Source organism: Polaromonas sp. P1_F8 (assembly GCF_056405635.1).
The window spans coordinates 648,056-668,432 of the sequence record NZ_JBFUBS010000001.1 but is presented as its reverse complement, the minus strand read 5'-3'; the positions used below and the strand labels follow the sequence as shown (position 1 = coordinate 668,432).

17 protein-coding genes are annotated in these 20,377 nt (G+C 62.4%); 5 read left to right on the top strand and 12 right to left on the bottom strand.

The window, feature by feature from the left end; translation table 11 throughout:
• The first annotated feature begins 101 nt into the window (after positions 1–101).
• The 5 genes from aceE to AC1D1J_RS03220 all read left to right on the top strand — a co-directional run bounded on the left by aceE (position 102) and on the right by AC1D1J_RS03220 (position 8,988).
• On the top strand, positions 102–2,825 hold the full coding sequence (aceE, locus tag AC1D1J_RS03240) for a pyruvate dehydrogenase (acetyl-transferring), homodimeric type (RefSeq protein ID WP_477693879.1): 2,724 nt from the start codon (positions 102–104) through the stop codon (positions 2,823–2,825).
• A gap of 44 nt (positions 2,826–2,869) precedes the next feature.
• On the top strand, positions 2,870–4,537 hold the full coding sequence (gene aceF / locus AC1D1J_RS03235) for a dihydrolipoyllysine-residue acetyltransferase (protein WP_477693878.1): 1,668 nt from the start codon (positions 2,870–2,872) through the stop codon (positions 4,535–4,537).
• Positions 4,538–4,550: 13 nt separating this feature from the next.
• Positions 4,551–5,141 (top strand): MFS transporter, encoded by a 591-nt coding sequence (locus AC1D1J_RS03230; RefSeq protein ID WP_477693877.1) that lies wholly within the window; start codon positions 4,551–4,553, stop codon positions 5,139–5,141.
• Complete coding sequence (gene lpdA / locus AC1D1J_RS03225) at positions 5,138–7,006, top strand: dihydrolipoyl dehydrogenase (RefSeq protein WP_477693876.1); 1,869 nt, start codon at positions 5,138–5,140, stop codon at positions 7,004–7,006. The genes AC1D1J_RS03230 and lpdA overlap by 4 nt, the downstream gene beginning before the upstream one ends.
• A 707-nt stretch (positions 7,007–7,713) precedes the next feature.
• Entirely contained in the window at positions 7,714–8,988 is a 1,275-nt protein-coding gene (locus AC1D1J_RS03220; RefSeq protein WP_477693875.1) for a reverse transcriptase family protein, read from the top strand.
• Positions 8,989–9,051: 63 nt separating this feature from the next.
• On the opposite strand, the gene AC1D1J_RS03215 is transcribed toward AC1D1J_RS03220, so the two are convergent.
• The 12 genes from AC1D1J_RS03215 to AC1D1J_RS03160 form a co-directional block, all read right to left on the bottom strand.
• Complete coding sequence (locus AC1D1J_RS03215) at positions 9,052–9,846, bottom strand: bestrophin-like domain (RefSeq protein WP_477685620.1); 795 nt, start codon at positions 9,844–9,846, stop codon at positions 9,052–9,054.
• Positions 9,847–10,207: 361 nt separating this feature from the next.
• Positions 10,208–11,119: a polysaccharide deacetylase family protein gene (locus AC1D1J_RS03210; RefSeq protein ID WP_477693874.1), complete on the bottom strand. Its 912-nt coding sequence runs from the start codon at positions 11,117–11,119 to the stop codon at positions 10,208–10,210.
• 7 nt (positions 11,120–11,126) lie between these two features.
• On the bottom strand, positions 11,127–11,492 hold the full coding sequence (locus tag AC1D1J_RS03205; protein WP_477685860.1) for a nuclear transport factor 2 family protein: 366 nt from the start codon (positions 11,490–11,492) through the stop codon (positions 11,127–11,129).
• Between the two features lie 110 nt (positions 11,493–11,602).
• Positions 11,603–12,583 carry a Bug family tripartite tricarboxylate transporter substrate binding protein gene (locus AC1D1J_RS03200; protein ID WP_477685622.1) on the bottom strand — a complete coding sequence of 327 codons (981 nt, stop codon included), beginning with the start codon at positions 12,581–12,583 and terminating at the stop codon, positions 11,603–11,605.
• A gap of 337 nt (positions 12,584–12,920) precedes the next feature.
• A complete protein-coding gene (gene soxA, locus AC1D1J_RS03195) occupies positions 12,921–13,697 on the bottom strand; it encodes a sulfur oxidation c-type cytochrome SoxA (RefSeq protein ID WP_477693873.1) in 777 nt (258 codons plus the stop codon).
• Positions 13,694–14,017: a thiosulfate oxidation carrier complex protein SoxZ gene (soxZ, locus tag AC1D1J_RS03190; RefSeq protein WP_477685624.1), complete on the bottom strand. Its 324-nt coding sequence runs from the start codon at positions 14,015–14,017 to the stop codon at positions 13,694–13,696. The genes soxA and soxZ overlap by 4 nt, the downstream gene beginning before the upstream one ends.
• On the bottom strand, positions 14,017–14,490 hold the full coding sequence (locus tag AC1D1J_RS03185) for a SoxY-related AACIE arm protein (RefSeq protein WP_477685625.1): 474 nt from the start codon (positions 14,488–14,490) through the stop codon (positions 14,017–14,019). The genes soxZ and AC1D1J_RS03185 overlap by 1 nt, the downstream gene beginning before the upstream one ends.
• Before the next feature lie 4 nt (positions 14,491–14,494).
• Positions 14,495–14,941, bottom strand: a complete 447-nt coding sequence (soxX, locus tag AC1D1J_RS03180) for a sulfur oxidation c-type cytochrome SoxX (protein ID WP_477685626.1) — start codon at positions 14,939–14,941, stop codon at positions 14,495–14,497.
• Positions 14,938–17,145 carry a xanthine dehydrogenase family protein molybdopterin-binding subunit gene (locus tag AC1D1J_RS03175; RefSeq protein ID WP_477685627.1) on the bottom strand — a complete coding sequence of 736 codons (2,208 nt, stop codon included), beginning with the start codon at positions 17,143–17,145 and terminating at the stop codon, positions 14,938–14,940. Before AC1D1J_RS03175 ends, soxX begins: the two co-directional genes overlap by 4 nt.
• Entirely contained in the window at positions 17,142–17,645 is a 504-nt protein-coding gene (locus AC1D1J_RS03170) for a (2Fe-2S)-binding protein (protein ID WP_457280590.1), read from the bottom strand. Before AC1D1J_RS03170 ends, AC1D1J_RS03175 begins: the two co-directional genes overlap by 4 nt.
• A 169-nt stretch (positions 17,646–17,814) precedes the next feature.
• Positions 17,815–18,939, bottom strand: a complete 1,125-nt coding sequence (locus AC1D1J_RS03165) for a winged helix DNA-binding domain-containing protein (protein ID WP_477693872.1) — start codon at positions 18,937–18,939, stop codon at positions 17,815–17,817.
• A gap of 2 nt (positions 18,940–18,941) precedes the next feature.
• Entirely contained in the window at positions 18,942–19,853 is a 912-nt protein-coding gene (locus AC1D1J_RS03160) for a glycosyltransferase family protein (protein WP_477693871.1), read from the bottom strand.
• Between the last annotated feature and the right edge of the window lie 524 nt (positions 19,854–20,377).

Here is a 20,377-nt window from a genome sequence, read left to right as displayed (position 1 = left end):
AACACGCTTAGGCGCAATTGGACACAGGCTCCGCGCACAGCCCGACAAGAGGCTGTATTGCGGATTAACAAAGCTTTATCAGGCTACTCAGGAGACAAAAAATGGCTGCCATTCCGAACCAAGCGGGCGACAACTTGCGCACTGCCGCCAACGACGCGCTGGACAAGGACACCCAGGAAACCCGTGAATGGATGGACGCCCTGTCCGCCGTCATCGAAAGTGAAGGCCCCGAGCGCGCCCACTTCCTGCTCGAGCAACTCCTTGAGCACGCCCGCCAGAAAAGCATCGACATGCCTTTCTCGGCCAATACGGGCTATGTCAACACCATTGAAACCGACCACGAAGAGCGCTCTCCCGGCAACCTCGAGATCGAAGAGCGCCTGCGCGCCTACATGCGCTGGAACGCCATGGCCATGGTCGTCAAGGCCAACCGCCTGCATCCCGCCGACGGCGGCGACCTGGGCGGCCACATCGGCTCCTTTGCCTCGCTGGCCAGCCTGTTCGGTGCCGGTTTCAACCATTTCTGGCACGCCGAGAGTGAAAACCATGGCGGCGACTGCCTTTATATCCAGGGCCATGTGTCGCCAGGCGTCTATGCCCGTGCTTACCTTGAAGGCCGCCTGACCGAAGAGCAACTGCTCAACTTCCGCCAGGAAGTCGACGGCAAGGGCCTGTCCAGCTACCCGCATCCCAAGCTCATGCCCGAGTTCTGGCAGTTCCCCACCGTCTCCATGGGCCTCGGCCCACTGATGGCGATTTACCAGGCGCGTTTCCTCAAATACCTGCACGCCCGAGGCATTGCCAACACCGAAAACCGCAAGGTCTGGGTCTTCTGCGGCGACGGCGAGATGGATGAGGTCGAATCCATGGGCGCCATCGGCCTGGCTGCGCGCGAAAAGCTCGACAACCTCGTCTTTGTCATCAACTGCAACCTGCAGCGCCTGGATGGCCCGGTGCGCGGCAACGGCAAGATCATCCAGGAACTCGAAGGCGAGTTCCGCGGTGCCGGCTGGAACGTCATCAAACTTATCTGGGGCAGCAACTGGGATCCGCTGCTGGCGCGCGACAAGGACGGCGCACTTCGCAAGGTCATGATGGACACCGTTGACGGCGACTACCAGGCCATGAAAGCCAACGACGGCGCTTTCGTCCGCAAGCATTTCTTCGGCAAGGACCCGCGCACGCTCGAGATGGTCGCCAAGATGAGCGATGACGACATCTGGAACCTGCGCCGCGGCGGCCATGATTCGCAAAAGGTCTATGCGGCCTTCCACGCGGCCGTGAAGCACGAGGGCCAGCCTACCGTCCTGCTGATCAAGACGGTCAAAGGCTTCGGCATGGGCAAGATCGGCGAAGGCAAGAACAACGTCCACCAGACCAAAAAGCTGGCCGACGAAGACATCAAGGCTTTCCGCGACCGCTTCAACATCCCGATTCCCGACAGCCAGCTCGCCGACATCCCGTTTTACAAGCCGGCCGAAGACACCCCCGAGATGCGTTACCTGCACGAGCGCCGCAAGGCCCTGGGCGGCTACTTGCCGCACCGCCGCGTCAAGGCCGACGAGCAGTTCACCGTGCCGGCCCTGGAGACCTTCAAGTCGGTGATTGAACCCACGGCCGAAGGCCGCGAAATCTCGACCACGCAGGCGTATGTGCGCTTTCTCACGCAACTGCTGCGCGACCAGGCCCTGGGCCCACGCGTGGTGCCCATCCTGGTCGATGAAGCCCGCACCTTCGGCATGGAAGGCCTGTTCCGCCAGATCGGTATCTACAACCCTGACGGCCAGCAATACACGCCGGTCGACAAAGACCAGGTGATGTACTACAAGGAAGACAAGCAAGGCCAGATTCTGCAAGAGGGCATCAACGAAGCCGGCGGCATGAGCAGCTGGATCGCAGCCGCCACCTCGTACAGCACCAACAACCGGATCATGATCCCGTTCTATGTGTACTACTCGATGTTCGGCTTCCAGCGTGTCGGCGATCTGGCCTGGGCGGCCGGCGACATGCAGGCGCGCGGCTTCCTGCTGGGCGGTACCTCGGGCCGCACCACGCTGAATGGCGAAGGCCTGCAGCACGAAGACGGCCACAGCCACATCCTGGCCGGCACGATTCCCAACTGCATCAGCTACGACCCAACCTTTGCCCATGAAGTCGGCGTCATCCTGCACCATGGCCTCAAGCGCATGGTCGAGAAGCAGGACAACGTGTACTTCTACCTCACGCTGCTGAACGAAAACTATGCGATGCCCGGCCTCAAGCCCGGTACTGAAGAGCAGATCATCAAGGGCATGTACCTCTGCAAGGAAGGCGCCAAGCTCACGCCGCGCGTGCAGCTCCTGGGCTCCGGCACCATCCTGCGTGAATCCATTGCCGCGCAAGAGTTGCTTGAAAAAGAGTGGGGCGTTGCCGCCAACGTGTGGAGCTGCCCGAGCTTCAACGAACTGGCCCGCGACGGCCAGGACTGCGAACGCTGGAACCTGCTGCACCCGACCGACAAACAGCGTGTGCCGTTTGTCAGCCAGCAGCTTGAAAAGCACACCGGCCCAGTGGTCGCATCCACAGACTACATGAAGGCCTATGCCGAGCAGATCCGCTCCTTCGTGCCCAAGGGCCGTACCTACAAGGTGCTGGGCACCGACGGTTTTGGCCGCAGCGACTTCCGCAGCAAGCTGCGTGAGCACTTCGAGATCAACCGCCACTACATCGTCGTGGCGGCGCTCAAGGCGCTCAGCGAAGAGGGCACCGTGCCGGCGGCCAAGGTTGCCGAAGCCATCAAAAAGTACGGCATCAACGCCGACAAGATCAATCCGCTTTACGCTTGAGTTAAAACCCTGACGTAGCACCTGTAGCAACCGGAGACAAGAATATGGCAGTGGTAGACATTCAAGTTCCTGATATCGGGGATTTCGACGAAGTGACGGTGATTGAGCTGATGGTCAAGCCCGGCGATACCGTGAAGGCGGAGCAGTCGCTGATCACCGTGGAGTCCGACAAGGCCTCCATGGAAATCCCCTCCAGCCACGCGGGTGTGGTGAAGGAGCTCAAGGTCAAGCTCGACGACAAGGTCAAGCAGGGCTCCGTGGTCCTGACGCTGGAAGTGGCCGGCGCCGAAGCCGCCCCGGCTTCAACGACAAAACCGGCTGCAGCGCCCGTTGCGCCAGCGCAAGCAGCTAGCAAATCTGTAGCAGCGTCGGCGCCTGCGCCCGCTGCTGCCCCGGCCGCTTCCGGTCCGGTGGAAGTCCGTGTGCCCGATATCGGCGACTTCAAGGACGTGTCTGTCATTGAAGTCCTGGTCAAACCTGGCGACACCATCAAGGCCGAGCAGTCGCTGATCACCGTCGAGTCCGACAAAGCCTCGATGGAAATCCCGTCGTCTGCCGCCGGTGTGCTGAAAGAACTCAAGGTCAAGATGGGCGACGTCGTCAACATCGGCGACCTGCTGGCCATCCTGGAAGGTTCTGCGGCTGTGAGCGCATCGCCTGCGCCCGCGCCAGCCTCCGCTGCAGCGCCTGCCGCAGCATCTGCTGTTGCCCCTGCACCGGCAACGTCATCTGCTTCAGCGAGCCAGCCGGCCCACAACCCCACCACCGCGCCTCAAGGCAACCTGCCGCATGCATCGCCCTCGGTGCGAAAGTTTGCGCGCGAACTCGGTGTGCCACTGGCAGAAGTCAAGGGCAGCGGCCCCAAAGGCCGCATCACGCAAGACGACATCCAGGCCTTCACCAAGTCGGTGATGGACGGCAGCGTGCGCACCCAGGCGCAGGCCGCCAAAGCGCCCGCATCTTCGGGCGGCGGCGCAGGGCTCGATTTGCTGCCATGGCCCAAAGTCGACTTCACCAAGTTTGGCCCGGTCGAGCGCAAGGACCTGTCGCGCATCAAGAAGATCAGCGGCGCCAACCTGCTGCGCAACTACGTGATGATCCCGCACGTCACCAACCACGACGATGCCGACATCACCGAACTGGAAGCCTTCCGCGTTTCGACCAACAAGGAAAACGAAAAGGCGGGCCTCAAAGTCACCATGCTGGCTTTCCTGATCAAGGCCAGCGTTGCTGCCCTGAAGAAATACCCCGAATTCAATGCCTCGCTCGACGGCGACCAGATCGTCTACAAGCAGTATTACCACATCGGTTTTGCTGCCGACACGCCCAACGGGCTGGTCGTTCCCGTGCTGAAAGACGCCGACAAAAAAGGCGTGCTGCAGATCAGCCAGGAAATGGGCGAGCTGGCCAAGAAGGCGCGTGACGGTAAATTGACGCCAGCCGAAATGCAGGGCGCCAGCTTCACCATCTCTTCACTGGGCGGCATCGGCGGGCGTTACTTCACCCCCATCATCAACGCGCCGGAAGTCGCCATCCTCGGCGTCTCCAAGAGCCAGATGGAGCCTGTCTGGGACGGCAAGGCCTTCCAGCCGCGCCTGATGCTGCCGATGTCGTTGGCCTGGGATCACCGGGTGATCGACGGCGCAGGCGCTGCGCGCTTTAACGCTTACCTGGGCCAAATCCTCGCCGACTTCCGCCGCGTCCTCCTCTAAACGGGGCGGAACCATGACAACACTTGTAGTCGTCAAGAAGGCGGGGCAGGTTGCCATCGCCGCCGACACGCTGGTGACCTTCGGCGACACCAGCCTGGGCCACCGGTTTGAAGCCAACAGCAAGATCTTCAAGGTCGAAACGCCTGCCGGCCTGAGCTATGTGGGCATGGCCGGTACGGTGGCGCATTTTCCGGTGCTGCGCAAGGCCATGGCGGCCTTGCCCAAAGAACAGCTCAAGCTGGGCTCGCGCGACGAGGTGTTCGACACCTTCGTCAAGCTGCATCCCATGCTGAAGGAAACGTTCTTCCTGCAGACCAAGGAAGACGACAACGATCCCTACGAGTCCAGCCAGTTCACGGTGGTCATTGCCAATGCCAGCGGTATTTACGGCCTCTACAGCTACCGTGAAGTCTTTGAGTTCAAGGAATTCTGGGGTATCGGCTCAGGCCGCAGCTTTGCGCTCGGCGCCATGCATGCCGCCTGGGACAAGGCCAAGACTGCACGCGAAGTGGCCATGGCCGGCCTGAATGCGGGTTGCGAGTTCGACAAGAACTCCGCCGGACCCGTCGACATATTCACCCTTAAATTGAAAGCCTCCAAATGAGTGCATCCCCTGTGATCGACATCAAGGTACCGGACATCGGCGACTTCGACGAAGTGTCCGTCATTGAAGTGCTGGTCAAGGCCGGCGACACCATCAAGGCCGAACAGAGCCTGATCACCGTTGAAAGTGACAAGGCCTCGATGGAAATCCCGTCTTCGTCGGCCGGCGTGGTCAAGGAGATCAAGGTCAAGGTGGGCGACAAGGTCAAGCAAGGCTCCGTCGTGCTGACGCTGGAAAGCACCGGTGCTGCCGCTGCGCCCGCCGCAGATGCGGCGCAAAAACAGGCTGCAGCGCCCGCAGCACCTGCGCAAGCAGCTCCTAAAACTGTAGCAGGCCCTGTCGCAGCAGCAGCCCCGGTTGCCGCAAGCTTCACCGGATCGGCCGACCTGGACTGCGACGTGCTGGTGCTGGGCGCCGGCCCCGGCGGCTATTCCGCCGCTTTCCGTGCCGCCGATCTGGGCCTGAAGGTTGTGCTGGTGGAGCGTTACGCCACGCTGGGCGGTGTCTGCCTGAATGTCGGCTGCATTCCTTCCAAGGCCTTGCTGCATGTGGCCGCCGTGATGGACGAGGTCAAGCATTTCGACAGCCTGGGCGTGAGTTTTGGCGAACCCAAGCTCGACATCAACAAATTACGCACCCACAAGGAAAAGGTCGTCGGCAAGCTCACCGGCGGGCTGACGGCCATGGCCAAGATGCGCAAGGTCACCGTCGTGCGTGGCCTGGGCCAGTTCGTCGGCGCCCATCACCTGCAGGTCGAAGAAACCAGCGGCGCCGAAGGCCAGGAAAAAACCGGCAAGAAGCAGACCATTGCGTTCAAGAACTGCATCATCGCCGCGGGCTCCCAGGCGGTGCGTCTGCCTTTCATGCCAAACGATCCCCGCGTGGTGGACAGCACCGGCGCGCTGGCGCTCAAAGAGGTACCGAAACGCATGCTGATCCTGGGCGGCGGAATTATCGGCCTCGAAATGGGCACGGTGTATTCCACCCTGGGGGCACGCCTGGACGTGGTCGAAATGATGGACGGCCTGATGCAGGGCGCCGACCGCGACCTCGTCAAGGTCTGGCAAAAGATGAACGCGCCGCGTTTTGACAACATCATGCTCAAAACCAAAACGGTGGGCGCCAAGGCAACCAAGGCAGGCATCGAAGTCACGTTTGAGTCCGCGGAAGCAGGCGGCAGCGCCCCGGCCCCGCAGACCTATGACCTGGTGTTGCAGGCCGTGGGCCGGACACCCAATGGCAAGAAACTGGCTGCCGAAAAAGCCGGAATCACGGTCTCCGACCGCGGCTTCATTCCGGTTGATATCCAGATGCGCACCAACGTGCCGCACATCTTCGCCATCGGTGACATCGTGGGCCAGCCCATGCTGGCGCACAAGGCCGTGCACGAAGCGCACGTGGCTGCTGAAGTCATTGCCGGTGAACTGCAGGGCAACAAGGAACTGGCCAGCGCCGCCTTCAACGCTCGCGTGATCCCCAGCGTGGCTTATACCGACCCCGAGGTGGCCTGGGTGGGCCTCACTGAAGACCAGGCCAAGGCCGAAGGCATCAAGGTCAAAAAGGGCCTTTTCCCCTGGACGGCTTCCGGACGCGCCATCGCCAATGGCCGCGACGAAGGCTTCACCAAGCTGCTGTTTGACGACAGCCCTGAGGCGCACGGCCACGGCAAGATCCTGGGCGGCGGCATTGTCGGCACGCATGCCGGCGACATGATCGGCGAGATTGCACTGGCCATCGAGATGGGTGCAGACGCCGTTGATATCGGAAAGACCATCCATCCGCACCCGACGCTGGGCGAAAGCATCGGCATGGCGGCGGAAGTGGCGCACGGCAGCTGCACGGATTTGCCGCCAGCGCGCAAGTGACGCTGAATAGTTGCCAGAGGCGCTACTAAGTCAGTAGCCGGCCGCGCAGACACCGCAAGGGTTGCGCGGCTTTTTTATGGGTTGAGTTTGAACGCAGTCCTGAGAGAGCCTTGCGCAACCCAAGGCCGACGTGTAGCTGGAGCCTTGCATGCGCTGGGGCTGCGCGTGACCTATCTTCAGGTAAAAAGTGCCTCTGGCCCTTATCGGGCGAGCGCAAGCAGCTATTGAATTGATAGCGTGTTGCATCCTCTTGGTTGGCATATTCTTTTGATGTGTGCGGCAGCGTAGGCCGTACATCAAAAGCATTCCCTGTTGTTTTGGCACCTTCACAGCGCGGGACAACACCTCGTTGCCGAGGGCAAGCCATTAGAATTTCGACGACGCCAGCATTCCAAGTGTTGCGAGCGGGACGCGATTCGTTGCTGCCTGTCCGCACCATGGGGTACCCCCATGGTTGTTTTGTACTTTGCGATTTCGGCGCGTGAGCGGACTGCGCATTCTGCGCACCCAGCTCACGCAGGACCTGCTGGTTGGAATGCCGGCGTCAACCCAATTCCATGCGCGAAGCCAGCTTCCGACATTTGATTGCACGCGGCCTGGCTCGCGCACTGCTCGCCGACGCGGACAAGGCGGGCGGCACCACCTTGGGCGCCCTTCAGGCCAGGGCAGCATCAGCCCTCGGGCAACGCCCCGCCTGGCTTCGGGAGTTGCTTGAGCCGCTGACTCTGCTTTCGACCATCACCTGGCAAAAATTTGACGTCACTTCGCTGGCGCGGCGGCTGGAGGCATCCCATGCCTTTGACTTGGCCTTTGGGGAGGAGGGTGACGACGACGAAGACGCAGAGCCCAATGACTCCAGCGCGCCGCAAGCCTCGCAGCCGGGTGATGACCGCGATGATCCCGAACCGGAAAGGCCGCCACGAATTCGCCGATTAATCCTGCGACCGGCGGTGATGCGGCCCCGGCCGTTGGGGCTGGAGGCGTGCACCTTGCCCGACATTGCAACGAATGCGGATCTTGCATGCTGGCTACAACTCCCCCCCGAAAAGCTGCGCTGGCTGGCTCCGGCGACGCCGGCAGTTGTTGAGCACTATCGCTACAGCCTGCAGCCCAAGCAGACGGGTGGCCTTCGGTTGCTGGAGACGCCCAAAGCAGAGCTCAAGCGGGTGCAGCGCCACATCCTGCATACGCTGCTGAGCCAGGTGCCTGTGCACGAGGCCGCACACGGCTTCACCGCTGGCCGTTCAGTTAAAACCCATGCGGCAACCCATGTTGGCCAAGCTGTGGTGATTCGTTTTGACTTGCGCGATTTTTTTGGAAGTGTGGGGGCGGCCCAGGTCAATGCCGTCTGGCGCACGCTGGGTTACCCCGAAGGTGTGGCGCGAAGCCTCACCGCGCTCTGCACACACCGTACGGCCGCGATGGTCGTTGAGCGCTTGCGCGACGATGGCGGACTTGACTGGATAGGGGCCAAGCGCCTTGGCTCTGCACATTTGCCGCAAGGCGCGCCCACCTCACCGGCGCTGGCTAATCTCTGCGCTTTCAATCTCGATTTGCGGCTTGAGGGACTGGCCTGGGTATTCGGCGCGAGCTATACGCGCTACGCCGATGACCTGGTATTTTCAGGTCCCGAGTCGCTGCGACGGAAGTTTCGCGCCCTGCACGCCTGGGTCGCAGAGATCGTCCGCGATGAAGGCTTTACCCTGCATCCGGACAAGACGCGTTGCCTGCCCCGGCATCAACGCCAGTGCGTGACCGGGGTCGTGGTCAACGTTAGACCGAATGTGCCACGTGATGATTTCGATCGGCTTAAAGCGTGTTTGCATCAAAGCGTGCTGCATGGGCCAGCATCACAAAACAAAGACCGGCTTGCCGACTTTCGATCACACCTGTTGGGCCGGATCGGTTGGGTCGGGCAATTCAGCCTGGCGCGGCAGGCGAGACTCATGCGCCTGTTTGAGCAGATCAACTGGTCGACCTGAAGGCCGCGAGGGCCGCGGAAGCGGCGCACCGCAGTTGTACGAATTTGCCGCCGGCGCGCGGCGCTAGCGCGGGGACGGCATGAGCCGTTCCTGAACCAGCTTCAGGGCGTCCGGCGAGACGCTCTCTTCGCCGCGGAAGGGGTGGTCCATCGCGGCGATGAAAAACAGCATCAAGCCGACAAAACTCGCCAGGATGCCCGACAGCACAAGGTGTAGTGCCAGCCGGTCCATGGAAAACAGCCACAGCAGCGAAAAGTTCAGCGCCGCTCCCAGGCACACCACCCACCACAGCACACCCGAGAGGGAGGTGCTGACGCTTTGCAGGCGCGCATACCGGGCCTCCAGAAAGCTGTTGAATTGCCGCAGTGTTTCGGCATGCAGGATTTCCTGGGTCCGGCTGGCGGGGGTAAATGACAGCAGCTTTTGATGAAGGTCTGAAACGCGCGTGGTGCCGCCAGCATGCAGCCGTCCTTGCCGCTGCTCGGGCCAGGCTTCGACGATCAGAAAGCGTACGTAGTCCCTCATCTGGCCTTCCAGGGTGGCGCGCGCAGGCTCCGGATAGTTCGACAAATCACGGTACAGCGCCGCAATGGCGGTGGCCTCCTTGCCCACGGCTTTTTCTGCATCCGCGAAGTTCTGGTAGGTGGCAACCGCGATCAGGCCCAGCATCAGCCCGTAGAACACCCCATAAGCCGAAAGAAAGTAGCTGACAAATTCATTGGCGTCCGGCTGCGGGCCCACCCACTTGCGCATCAGCGGCCGCAGCAAAAGCAGGCCACCCCACGTGTAGGCCAGGCAGACGGCGCAAAAAAGCAGCGCCAGCATCCAGTGGGGTATGTCGTAGATCCAGTAGAACATGGTACCTTGCCTCCTCTTTGTGTGCCGAACTCCACTCCGATGCGGATGATAACCACGGTTGCATGTCGGAAGCTTTCGGCCCGGCGGTCCCGGCAAATGCGGGGCAGTGCTGCGGCAGGGATTGAATACCTGAAAAATGTTGAAGTGAAAGTTGGCTGAAAGTCCTGTAAATACTGAGCAAGCAGCGATCAATTTAATAGCTAACTCGCTTTACGTGAACCTCAGGGCGTACACCGGGCGACTCCAGCGCTGTGCCTTTCGCGTGGACATTCAGCTCAAGTTCCACCAGCTCCTGCGCGTAATAAGCAAAAGCCTCTGCCCGCGCTCCGGCACGCACACGAGCGCCTCTTTCAGGGGCCGCTCACGCGGCCATCTGTACGGCGTGCCGGAAGATATCGCCCGGCGTGCTCATCCAGACCTGGCCCCGGTCACGTGCGGCGGCGACATGCTGAAGCGCGCGCCGCAGGTGGCGCAGGCGGTAAGGCTGGCCGACGATGTAGGGGTGCAGTGCAATGCCCATCACCAGTGGTGCTGAACTGCTGGCCTGCGATTGCTCCAGCATCTCATCAAGCTGATCGATGATCATCTGCGCAAAGTCTTTGCCGTCCATCTGACGCGCAATGATCATCGGGATGTCATTGAGTTCCTGCGGGTAAGGCACAGCCCACAAAGCCTTTCCGCTGCGGGTGCGCATTGGCAGCGGCTGGTCGTCGTGGCACCAGTTCAGGGTGTAGCCGTAGCCGCTTTCAGCGAGCAGGTCAGGGGTATGCAGGCTTTCCGAAATCCACGGTGAAAGCCACCCGGCGGGGGACTGGCCGCTCTCCTGTTGCATGCGCGTGCGGCACTGCACCAGCAAGCTGCTTTCGTCCGCTTCACTCATGGCGGCCTGGCGTTCGGCGTTGGTGTGGCCATGGCCGACCAGTTCATCGCCGCGCGCTACGCAGGCAGCCACCAGCTCGGGGCAGTGGTCATACAGTGCGGTGTTGATCAGGGCGGCCGCCGGCAGGCCCAGGCTGTCAAACAGCTCGAGGCAGCGCCAGCTGCCCACGCGGTTTCCGTACTCGCGCCAGCTGTAGTTCAGGACATCCGGCTGCGGGCTGGCCGGGCCGATGGTGGCACCCATGCCCTCGCCGAAGGCAAAGTGCTCGATGTTGAAACCCAGGTAGACAGCCAGACCAGCGCCGTTGGGCCAACGATAAGGTTTGCGCTGGTTGATCGCCTGGTAGTCAAAGCGATTGTGCGTCGGCAGGGCGCCGCTGTAGCTTGCCGCCATCAGCTGATCACAGCACAGCCAGGCCTGCCCGCACCAGCAGCCATTCGGCGCTGTCGTTCCACACGTCCATGTGTGTGATCAGCCCGCTTTTGACGACATAGCGGTCCACATAGCGGTTGCCTTCAAAAGGCGTTCCGTCAGGCCATTCTCCGTACAGGGTTCCCAGGCTGTAGACCACCGCTTCGTCGGGGGCGGAGCCGTTAGAGCCCGCGGCAACCGTTTCGGTGCGCTCAATCCTTTTTTTCACCCATTTGTAGCGCGATGCATTGAATTTGGTGCACTCAGCGGGGGCGCTCATGGCCCGGCCGCCGGTGAAAAGAATCTTCATGCCGGGTGCCGTGAACCGGCTGGCGGCCACCGGGTCAGGAAGCATGATGAGCCGGAGAAACTCATTGACCACATCGGCAGCGCTTGCCGTGCCGCTGGAAAAGGCGTGGGTGCAGTTCACTCAGGGTGCTCCTGCGGCTGTCGTTGCCGGAAAAATCATGTTATCACCTCGACGTTGGCCAGCTTGGCCACGCTGCGCCAGGTGTCGATCTGCGAATTGATCAACTGAACGAACTCGGTGCCGACCACCGCATTTTTGCGTGGCAGGGTCTGGATTTCTTCCAGTCTGGCTGCGATGTCCGGTTTGGCGAGAATTTCAGGGATCAGTGCCGTCAGCCGCGCAAGAATGGGCCCAGGCAGGCCTTTGGGCGCTGACAATCCCAGCCACTGGGACCCCGTCAGCTTGGGGAAGCCGAGCTCGGCAAAAGTCGGAATGTTGGGAAGCGCCTGCAGGCGGCTGGGGGTAGAGACAGCCAGCGCGCGCAGGGACCCCGCCTTGAGTTGCGCCACGTTAGTGGTGATGGGATCGAGCAGACTGTCGATCTGCCCGCCCAGCAGATCCTGCATGGCCGGCGCGCTGCCTTGGTAGGGGATGTGGTCGTGTTGGGGTGCCTTGCCTTCAATCTTGAGCATTTCGCCAAACAGGTGATTGGCAGAACCGATGCCCGATGAGCCATAACGCACAGGCCGGGTCCTGGCGGCCGTCAGGTATTGCTCCAGGGTCTGGAAGGGCGACTGCGCCCGCACCAGCAACACCATGGGCGCTTCAACCAGCATGCCCATGTGAGAAAAATCATTCACCGGGTCAAAGGGCATGACTTTGCGGGTGGCTGTGGCATAGATGTGCACCGACGCATGGCTGACCAGTAAGGTGTAGCCGTCGGCGGGCTGCTTGGACACATAGTCGGTGCCGATCAGGCCGCCCGCACCCGCGCGGTTTTCCACTACGACGGTCTGGCCCAGCGCCTGTGACAGGTGCGGCGCCATCATGCGGGACACGGTATCAACCAGACCGCCCGGTGGGAATTGCGCGACCAGTCTGATCGGCCCACGCGAAGGCCAGGCGCTTTGGGCGCTTGTCCATGCTGGAGCGGTCAGGGCAGAGATGCCGGCGGCCAGGACGTGACGACGTTTCATGGAGTGCTCCTGAAGGGCTGAAGGCTGCATTGGCAACCATCAACAGGATTGAAAGCGGGGAAGCGGCTGATGACATCTGGCGATCAGCAACTTGTGTGCCAATTCGACTGTTCAGGCATTCGCGCTTTGGAGCCGGGTTTTCTTTGTGCCCCGACGCTGGCACCAGGAGGTGCCTCCCGGCCCGGTCGTGTGACGGCATAAGCCTCATGGGACGGAAAGCCGGCACTGACCCGAACGGAACGGGCCCGGTTTTGAGATGATAAAAAGCGCAGCAGCCCTTCGCCGGATTGCTCAATATGCTATGTAATTGATAGCATCCGCAGTACTGCCGCTCAAATCACGGCCGCACACCGGGCGACTCCAGTGCCATGCCTTTCGCGCGGACATTCAGGTACAGCTCAAGCTCCACGAGTTCCTGCGCACCATACGCAAAAGGCTCGGCGCGCACGCCGCTCATGCAGCCACGCAGGCGGCGCTGCAGCGAGCCCATGGCCTGCCACTCGAGCCTGTACACCGGATAAGCCGTTGGATGTGCCTCTGGAATTACGCTGCTGGCCAGCCGCCTGCCGGCCAACCCGTCATGGCATTGCGCGCACGAAAGATTCAGCTGGCCCATGCGCTGCGTGAAAAGCTGCTGCCCGCGCTGGCGGAAAGGCTCAAGCCGGGCATCCTGGGACGGCGATATTGGCAGACCGCGCGACTGCAGCGCGACATAGCTCTCCAGGCTCAGCAGCTCCTGGCTTTCGGGGCGCAGCGGGGTAGCCTGCTGGTGCTGCTGGCGGCACTGGTTGATGCGTTGGCCCAGGGTGATGGGACGGCCCAGCTTGCTGTCAAACGCGGGGTAGCGCGCTGCCACGCCGCGCATGCTGTCCGGCGCTGCCGCGTGGCAGCTCGCACAGGCTTTTCCGCTGACACCTGTTGGCTGCTTCCACAGCGCTTCGCCGTCCTTGACCCACAACATGCCGGGATTGAGCGCATCGTCTTTCTGCATGGCTTGTGTGGATGCGCCCATATAGTCAAAGCCCGAGCGACGAGTGTCTTTGCCTGGAGCTGTCTGCGCGCTGGCATTGCTGATCAGCAGACCCAACAGCATGCCTTGCAAAATCCGCATCATGGCGAGACGGTCAGGTTGATGCTTTCAGTCTGTGCAAAACCGTTGTCGCCCTCCCAGCGAAGCACCAGCGTGCCGCTGTCGGTGGCCACAGTGTGGAAGGCGAGGTAGGGGTTGGCCGAGACGGCCGAAAACAGCTCGGCGCTAAAAACCAGCTCGCCGTTGTATCGGCAGCTGAAGGTCTGGATGATGTTGCGCGGCAGGACCTTGCCGTCCTCGCCGGCGCGAAAACCGGTTTCCATCGGGTGGCCTATGGTCGCGCGTATCTCGATGACTTCACCGCGTCTGGCGGTAGTTGGGGCATTGATGAGTGTGCGTGCCATCAGGGATCGCCTTCAATACAAGCCGCCAGGGTCACGATGACATTGACGGTGTGCGACCAGTAGCTGCCGTCGCTCATCTGCGCGACGGCCACAAGCTGTTGTGAGGTGGCCAGGCGTATGCGCGTGGTCACGGCGGCCTTGCCGGCGCGTGGCCCCAGCGTGAAGCGGGCTACATCGCGCTGGGGGTTTTTCTCGTTGAAGACGGCAATGCTTTTCACATGGTCGGCCGCCGTCATTGGGCTGTCCACCGTGACGGTGATGGGCACCACATTGCCGTTGTCGACCAGCTCGGCGATGTCAAGCTTGACTTTGCCCGCTCGTACCGGAGCGCTTAGGGTATAGGTCGCCACCGCTACCGCCAGCTCACCGGTCTGCGCCGCTGCGGGACGCAAAACGACGCTCAGGCCCATGCTGGCCGCGCCCGCCAGAATCTGGCGCCGATTAAAAGAAATAAAACGGCCTGCTGTGGTCATGAGTTCACTTCAGTGTGAGCAGAAAGGCCACCACGTCTTCAATTTGCTGGGCGTTCATGATGGGCTTGCCCTGCCAGGCCGTACCCACGCGCACCAGGCTGTCGTTGCGGTAGTAGGCGGGCATGATGCTGGCCGGGTTCAGGCGCTGCGCGTCGGTAATGCGCAGGCGCAGCTGCCCTTCGCTCCAGCGTGCGCCCGCGCCCGCCAGGTCGGGCGCCAGGTTGCCCTGGAAGCGCTCTTCGGGAATGGGCCCGGTGTGGCAGAGCAGGCACAGGCCGTGTTGACGGCTCGCGACGATGGCGCGGCCGCGTGCCGGGTCGCCGGGCGTGACCGTCAGTGCCTGGGGTATCGCGTCGCCAACAACCTGCAGCGGCGGGACGGATTGTTGCGCGAAACTGGTCCAGGGTGCCAGCATCATCACCCCGCCGGCGATGGCGCCACGCCAGTTCATGCCTTTTTGAGGTCGTGATTCTTCAGCGGCAGGTCGCGTATGCGTTTGCCCGTCGCCGCGAACACGGCGTTGAGCACTGCAGGCGCGGCGACCGCGATCGTCGGTTCACCGACGCCGCCCCAGAAGCCGCCCGAGGCAACGATGATGGTCTCCACCGCAGGCATGTGCTGCATCTGCACGACGGGGTAGGTGCTGAAGTTGTCCTGCTCCATGCGCCCGTCTTTTTGTGTGCATTCGCCGAACAGCGCCGCCGACAGGCCATAGGCAAAGGAGCCCTCGACCTGCGCCTCGATCTGCTGCGGATTGACCGCATAGCCTGGGTCGGTGGCGGCCACGATGCGGTGGACCTTGAGCACGCCGTCGCTGCTTACTGACACCTCGGCGCAGGCCGCCACGTAGCTGCCGAAACCCATGGTTTGTGCCAGGCCGCGGTAAACCTTCTGGCCGGCTATATCGGGCGGCGGCACGTTCCACTTGACGCGCTCGGCCACGGCATTGAGCACCGCCAGGTGCTTGGGGTGGTTCGTCATCAGCTTGCGCCGCAGGGCCAGCGGGTCCTGCTTGGTGGCAACCGCGATTTCATCGATGAAGGATTCGAGGTAAATCGTGTTCTGGTTCAGGTTTACGCCGCGCCAGAAGCCGGGCGGCACGCTGGGATTGCGCATCGCGTGGTCGATCAGCAGGTTGGGGAAGCTGTAGCCAATGGAGGCTTCAGGCCCCGGCGCGTTGAGGCCCTGGAACTGCACCGGGTCGAGCCCGTTGCGCACGTTTTGCGGCGCCACGCCGGCCAGGATGGATTGGCCCGAGATGCGCATGTGCAACGCGGTGACGTTGCCCTGCGCGTCCAGCCCGGCCTGCAGCTTGCACTGCGTGACCGGGTGGTAGCGGCCATGCAGCATGTCTTCCTCGCGCGACCACAGCAGCTTGACCGGCACGCCAGGCATCTGTTTGGCAATGTCCACGGCCTGGCGTACCCAGTCGTGCACCGCGCCGCGCCGCCCGAAGCCGCCTCCCAGGTGAATTTTGTAGACCTCGCATTTGCCGGCCGGAAGGCCTGCCGCTTCAGAGGTGGCCGCCAGAGCCGCTTCACCGTTTTGCGTGGGCGTCCAGACTTCACAGCGCTCGGGCGTCCAGCGTGCCGTCGCATTCATGGGCTCCATGGTCGCGTGGTTCTGGTGCGGGTAGGAATACACCGCCTCGATGCGCCTGACCGCCGACGCCAGCGCGGCTTTGGCGTCGCCGTTCTGGTTGCCAACGGCCGCGTCGGGCGCGTCCAGTCCGGCCTTGAGCATCTGGGCCACGCCGGCGCTGGAGTTCGAAGCGTTGGGGCCGTTGTCCCATTCGATGGGCAGCGCGTCGAGTGCGGTCTTGGCGCGCCACCAGGTGTCGGCCACGACGGCCACCGCGCTGTCTCCGACCGCCAGCACCTTCTTCACGCCGGGGCGCTTTTCAACCGCGGCGGCATTGAAGCTCTTGACCTTGCCGCCGAACACCGGGCAGTCCTTGATGGCCGCGTTGAGCATGCCGGGCAGTTTCAGGTCCGCGCCGTACACCTGCTTGCCGGTGACCTTGTCCAGCGTGTCCAGCCGCGCCAGGCGTTTGCCCACGAGCTTCCAGTCTTTCGGGTCCTTCAGCTTGACCTCGGCGGGCGGCGCCACTTTGGCTGCCGCGATCGCCACTTTCCCATAGGTGGTTTTGCGGCCCGATGGCGTGTGGGTGATCACGCTATTGGCGGCGGTACATTCGGCCGCCGGCACCTTCCATTCGTCGGCTGCGGCCTGCACCAGCATCATGCGGGCGGTGGCGCCGCCTTTGCGCACGTAGTCGTGCGATTCGCGGATGCCGCGGCTGCCGCCGGTGGAGAAGTTGCCCCAGGCCCGGTTGCGTGCCAGGTTCTGGCCGGGTGTCGGGTATTCGGTGGTGACCTTGGCCCAGTTGCATTCCAGCTCTTCGGCCACGAGTTGGGCAAGGCCGGTCAGGCTGCCCTGTCCCATTTCAGAGCGTGCGATACGGATGACCACCGTGTCGTCGGGGCGCACCACAACCCAGGCGTTGATCTCCGGCGAGGCTGCGCCTTGGGCAGCCGCCGTGCCGGCGAACGGAATGTGGAAACCTACGATGAGGCCGGCCGAGGCACCCGAGGCCAGGAAGCGGCGGCGCGAGAGACGCAGAGAGTTTGCGGAGGGCAGGGGGGTGGCGCTCATGTCGTGCTCCCGTCGGTGTGTTGAATGGCGAGCGCCGCGCTTTTGGTGTTACCGCCCGCGGCAACAACCTTGATGGCGGCGCGGATGCGGTTGTAGGTGCCGCAGCGGCAGATGTTGGTCATCGCCTCATTGATGTCGGCATCGGTCGGGTTCGGTTTGGCCTTGAGCAGCGCCGCCGCCGTCATCACCATGCCGCACTGGCAATAGCCGCACTGCGGAACGTCCAGCGCAACCCAGGCCTTTTGTATGGGGTGCGAGCCGTCCGGCGACAAACCTTCAATGGTTACGATTTTTTCGGTCGCACTCACCGTCGAGACGGGCCGCACGCAGCTGCGTGTAGGCACGCCGTCGATGTGCACGGTGCAGGCGCCGCAAGCCGCGATACCGCAGCCGTATTTGGTGCCGGTGAGCCCAAGTTGTTCGCGGATGACCCACAGCAGCGGTGTGTCGTCCTCCACTTCAAACTCACGCACAGTACCGTTGACGTTCAGTTTTGCCATGGATGCGCTCCTCAATATTTGAAGGAAGGATGGGCCGGATGACTGGAAGCGATAGTAGCGCCGGTGCCGGGCGAATGCACCTGTGACCGCTATACCTGAGTAATGTGCTGACTTGAAACGGTCGACAAAGTTCAGCCGGGTAAACCCTTGTGATGGCCGGCAAGTTGTCTTAGTGCACTTCCGCGAGCGGCAGCCCCATGAAGGCCGAGTAGCGCTGCGCGGCCAGGCGCAACGCGCCGGCGCTGCCGCGCGGCAGCGGTGCGAAGGGCATTGTGCTGATACTGAGCGCGCCTTTTTTTACCTGCGCCTGCCAGGTGCCGGCCACGCGCCCACCGAGCAGCAGCGCCGGGCGGAACAGGCCATTGGGCGTCATGAGCTTGCCAGTATGTTCGCTGTCGATGATGGCTTTGCGGTCCGTGTAGCCCAGCACGTATTCGTCGAAGCCGGCGAGCAATTGAAGCGCGGGCCTGCCGGCTGGCGGTAAAGGCGTGCGTTTGGACCACCACACGGTGTCTCCCTCAAACAGCGCCTGTGCCAGGCCGGTTTCGGCCATCTCCAGCGCCGCCCTGGCTTCGCCGGCGGCCAGCCCTGACCACCAGGAAAAATCGGCCAGCGTGGCGGGGCCATGGCTGGCAAAGTAGCGCTGCGCCAGTTGTTTGAGTGCGTCCTCGCGAGGCAACTCCTTGCCGGCTTCGAGTCCGGGAGGCAGCCATTCATCGAGCAGTGTGTAGGTGGCCTGCTTGCCGCGCGGGTCGCCCAGGCAAATCAGTCCGACCTGGGCCGCGCGGTACAGGATGCGCCCTCCGCGATGGCCTTCAGTGTTGACGCGATGCTGCGCGAGCGTTGCAAAAAGTTCCAGGCGTGTGAGCTGCTGGCCGCCTTCCAGGCACTGCCGGATGGTCGGAAGGATTTTGCGGAAGGCTGCCTCATCCAGCTGGACCTCACGATAGGCTGCCGCGGTGCGGGTCAGCAGAGCCGGCGCGGCCAGGGCCAGCAGCCAGCGCAGGTCGGCGGCCGTCACCAGGTGCAGCGTGCCGCGCAGGACCCAGCTGCGGACCACCTTGCGTTGGGACAGCGCCTGCTCAATCGACGCATCAGTGATGGCCGCAGCGGCTGCGAAGCGCGAGCCAACTGCCCATCGGGCGTGGGCATATTCCTGTGCCTGCACAGCACCAAACCACTGCACGGCCTGATCGGCGTGTTTGAAATTTGAGGCCTTAGGCGGGGCGGTTGCAACAAGGCGCTGGCTGGCCTGCCGCAGCGCGAGCAGTTCCTGCCGCGAGATCTCCGCCATGCTCAGGCAACGTTTTCAAGCATGGCGAGCATGCGACTTTGCCAGGCTGCGGGAGAAAACCGTTCACGCAGCAGTTGCTGCGACGCCTGCACCATGGCCTGGCGGCGGGGTACGTCTGCCAGCAGGTCGGCGCATGCCAGGGGCATGTCCTTGAGGTCTGCCATGACCAGGTGAACACCCGGCTCGATGCCGAAATCTTCGCCACCTTCAAAGATGTCGGAAACGACGGCCGTGCCGGCCGCCCAGCTTTCGAATGTCCGGAACTGGTCGAAGTAAGTGTGTTCCGGGTCGGCATGGATGTTCAGGTTGATGCGCGCACCGGCGCGGCAGGCGTCGCGCGCGGCGCCCCACAGGCCGCTCCAGACGAATTCGGCCTTCAGGGTGGGCGCCGTGCCGGCGAAGTATTGCTCGGCATCCCGCCGCCGGGGCGTGTCGCCGCCCAGCATGATGATGTCGCGGGTTCTCTGCGCTTCGGGAAGGGGCGTTCGCACATGTTTGCCGGCCACCATATAGGGCAGCTGGCAAGTGGCAAGTGCCGGGAAATGCTGTGCGAGGTAGCGTGCTATGGAGGAATCCATCGCCAGCACAGCGTGCAAGCCGGGTGCGATGGCGTCGAAAAGACCGGTCTTGTACCGATGTACGGTAGCCAGTGCATTCTTTGTCAATGGATCAAACATCCACAGCACGTGCTTGCCGTTGCGCGGCAGGCCCTGCACGGAAAAACGGGGCAGTGCATAAATTCCGGCAATCAGCAGGTTGACGTCGCAGTGGCCGACATCGGGCAACGGCGCGTCGGTGCTGGTGCCCAGGTCAATGAACTCCACGTCATGGCCTGCCTTCACCAAAACGTCCATCCACAAGCGCGAAGCGTTGCCAAACAAGGTGTCGATGTCGGTGTAGATGTGGATTTTCAACGCGTCTTCCTGCGGCTTCTTTGTGTTGCTCTTCAGCTTATAGCGCAAGGCGCCGAGGTGGCCAGGGCCGAGCGGGCGTTGGCGATCCGCAAACAGACCCAGGAGTCATTGCCGCTGTGATCTGTTGTCATCGCCGTTCGACGGTCCGAATGGCGGTGCTTGTCGTTCCGGCAATGCCATCCGTGCGCCGTATCGGGGACCCGCAGCAAAACTTTACACAACGCACCTGGATTTCCTGGGGAATTCTTCGCCGGCAAGAAAGATTTTCAGTAAGCCAAAGGTAACTGAATGTATGTCTTTCTGGCTCTAAATGTAACCAATAGGGCCGCGTAATGTGGGCAGAAAAGCCATGTTGGTAAAAATTGGGGCGAAATGATTACATAAGACCGTTGGTAATTAATCACTTTTTCTCCCTTGTATCAGGTTTCACAATTGGTTACCGTGAATTAGTTCACAAAAAATACTACCGGCAAGTGTCGAATCACAACACCTGCAGGCACTTCGGAAACCTTGATTTTCAACGG

Coding starts and splice junctions, on each gene's coding strand:
- aceE (WP_477693879.1), top strand. CDS start 102: ATGGCTGCCATTCCGAACCAAGCGGGCGACAACTTGCGCACTGCCGCC.
- aceF (WP_477693878.1), top strand. CDS start 2,870: ATGGCAGTGGTAGACATTCAAGTTCCTGATATCGGGGATTTCGACGAA.
- AC1D1J_RS03230 (WP_477693877.1), top strand. CDS start 4,551: ATGACAACACTTGTAGTCGTCAAGAAGGCGGGGCAGGTTGCCATCGCC.
- lpdA (WP_477693876.1), top strand. CDS start 5,138: ATGAGTGCATCCCCTGTGATCGACATCAAGGTACCGGACATCGGCGAC.
- AC1D1J_RS03215 (WP_477685620.1), bottom strand. CDS start 9,846: ATGTTCTACTGGATCTACGACATACCCCACTGGATGCTGGCGCTGCTT.
- AC1D1J_RS03210 (WP_477693874.1), bottom strand. CDS start 11,119: ATGGCGGCAAGCTACAGCGGCGCCCTGCCGACGCACAATCGCTTTGAC.
- AC1D1J_RS03205 (WP_477685860.1), bottom strand. CDS start 11,492: ATGCTTCCTGACCCGGTGGCCGCCAGCCGGTTCACGGCACCCGGCATG.
- AC1D1J_RS03200 (WP_477685622.1), bottom strand. CDS start 12,583: ATGAAACGTCGTCACGTCCTGGCCGCCGGCATCTCTGCCCTGACCGCT.
- soxA (WP_477693873.1), bottom strand. CDS start 13,697: ATGATGCGGATTTTGCAAGGCATGCTGTTGGGTCTGCTGATCAGCAAT.
- soxZ (WP_477685624.1), bottom strand. CDS start 14,017: ATGGCACGCACACTCATCAATGCCCCAACTACCGCCAGACGCGGTGAA.
- AC1D1J_RS03185 (WP_477685625.1), bottom strand. CDS start 14,490: ATGACCACAGCAGGCCGTTTTATTTCTTTTAATCGGCGCCAGATTCTG.
- soxX (WP_477685626.1), bottom strand. CDS start 14,941: ATGAACTGGCGTGGCGCCATCGCCGGCGGGGTGATGATGCTGGCACCC.
- AC1D1J_RS03175 (WP_477685627.1), bottom strand. CDS start 17,145: ATGAGCGCCACCCCCCTGCCCTCCGCAAACTCTCTGCGTCTCTCGCGC.
- AC1D1J_RS03170 (WP_457280590.1), bottom strand. CDS start 17,645: ATGGCAAAACTGAACGTCAACGGTACTGTGCGTGAGTTTGAAGTGGAG.
- AC1D1J_RS03165 (WP_477693872.1), bottom strand. CDS start 18,939: ATGGCGGAGATCTCGCGGCAGGAACTGCTCGCGCTGCGGCAGGCCAGC.